Source organism: Stenotrophomonas sp. P5_B8, from assembly GCF_054049855.1.
In genome coordinates this window covers 1-1,510 of record NZ_JBFULO010000650.1, presented here as the reverse complement: position 1 = coordinate 1,510, position 1,510 = coordinate 1, and the positions used below count along the sequence as shown (strand labels likewise).

At 64.4% G+C, this 1,510-nt stretch carries 3 protein-coding genes; 2 read left to right on the top strand and 1 reads right to left on the bottom strand.

Translation table 11 applies throughout. From position 1 onward, the window contains the following. Positions 1-812 (bottom strand): CAF17-like 4Fe-4S cluster assembly/insertion protein YgfZ (gene ygfZ / locus ACXJKH_RS20370; protein WP_457322088.1); only part of this gene is annotated, 812 nt, incomplete at its 3' end. A gap of 39 nt (positions 813-851) precedes the next feature. Here ygfZ and ACXJKH_RS20365 point away from each other — a divergent pair. After that, positions 852-1,025: a DUF1674 domain-containing protein gene (locus ACXJKH_RS20365; protein ID WP_256774071.1), complete on the top strand. Its 174-nt coding sequence runs from the start codon at positions 852-854 to the stop codon at positions 1,023-1,025. A gap of 56 nt (positions 1,026-1,081) precedes the next feature. Further along, positions 1,082-1,474 (top strand): succinate dehydrogenase, cytochrome b556 subunit, encoded by a 393-nt coding sequence (gene sdhC / locus ACXJKH_RS20360; protein WP_256774070.1) that lies wholly within the window; start codon positions 1,082-1,084, stop codon positions 1,472-1,474. The last annotated feature ends 36 nt before the right edge of the window (positions 1,475-1,510 follow it).

Here is a 1,510-nt window from a genome sequence, read left to right as displayed (position 1 = left end):
ACCGACAACGGATCGCCGGGCATCTCCAGCGGCAGTACCGCTAGCGCCAGGTCGCCGGCCACGCTGGCCAGGGTGCCGATGGCGGTCCCGTTCTGCTGGACCTGCGCGCCGCTGACTGCGCCGTCGACCACGCGCAGCAACTGCAATGCGCGCTTGGCCTTGCCCAGGAAATGGGTGCGGGCCACGATTTCCTGGCCGGGATAGCAGCCCTTCTTGACGCTGTAACCGTTCAAGCGGTCCAGGCCGAGTTGCTGCGGGGTCCATTGTTCGCGTTGCGGCAGGTCCAGCCGCGGCACGCCGTAGCGCAGATCGGATTGACGCCAGGCCAGATCGAAGCCGGCAGAATCGGCGGCTTCATCGGCGTGCGCCGGGGCAATGCGCAGCGTCCGCGGCAGCGCGTAGCTGCCCACATCCAGCTCCAGCGTCTCACCATGTGCAGCGATTGCTGCGCCCGAGGCGGCGTCCGGTGCGGTAAAGCTGCCGGCCACGATCAGGTCATTGCGGACCGCGATCCTGACCTTGCGACGGAATACAAAACGCTGCAACTGCGACGCAATCGCATCGGCATCACCGTCGGCGAGCACCAGCAGCACCGTGTCCGGGTCCACGCGAATCAGCTGGAACACAGCAATGGTGCGGCCTTTGGCGCTCAGCCAGGCGCTCCATTGCCAATGCCGCTCGGGCAGGGCGGTGACGTCGCTGGAAAACTGGGCGTGGGCAAATGCCGCTGCATCGGTGCCCTCCAGACTGAGCAGCTGGTGACCGGGGAGGCGCGGAAAGCCGTTGAATTCCATGGGCAGGTTGTCAGGCACGTGAACGGGGTCTAAAATTTGTGCGTTGCGAGACCACCCATGATAGGCCAAACAACCCCCACTCCAGAATCCGACTCCGATGCCCCGCAGGTCGACGAGAAGCAGCCGCTTCCCGAGACGCCCGCGGTGCCTGTGGAGATTGGTGGCCGCGGCGGACTCGATCCGGTGCGGTATGGAGATTGGGAGAAAAACGGACGCTGCATCGATTTCTGATCAGCATTGAGCCAACGCGGCATTGCGCCGCCCAGCCGAGACAACGAGCCCAGCGAATGGCCGCCAGAGAACGTCCCCTTTCCCCGCACCTTCAGGTGTATCGCTGGCAGATCCAGATGGCCACCTCGATCCTGCATCGAGCCACCGGCATCTTTCTGTCTGTTGGAGCCCTGATCATTGCCGGCGGCCTGCTCGCCCTGATGATGGGTCCTGAATCCTGGAACTGCTTCACCGGCCATGCCGGCAGCTGGTACGGCAAGCTGTTCCTGTTCGCATGGACCTGGTCCTTCGCCTACCACCTGTGCAATGGCCTGCGCCATATCGTGCAGGACTTCGCGATCGGCTTCTCCATCCCCGCCTTCGTGCGCAGCAGCTGGATCTCGGTGTTCGCCAGCCTGGTGATCACCGCGCTGGTGTGGGCCTACGTCTTCCTGGGAGCGGCCGCATGAACAAGTACCGTACCCCGCTGAAGAACGTGCGTGGCC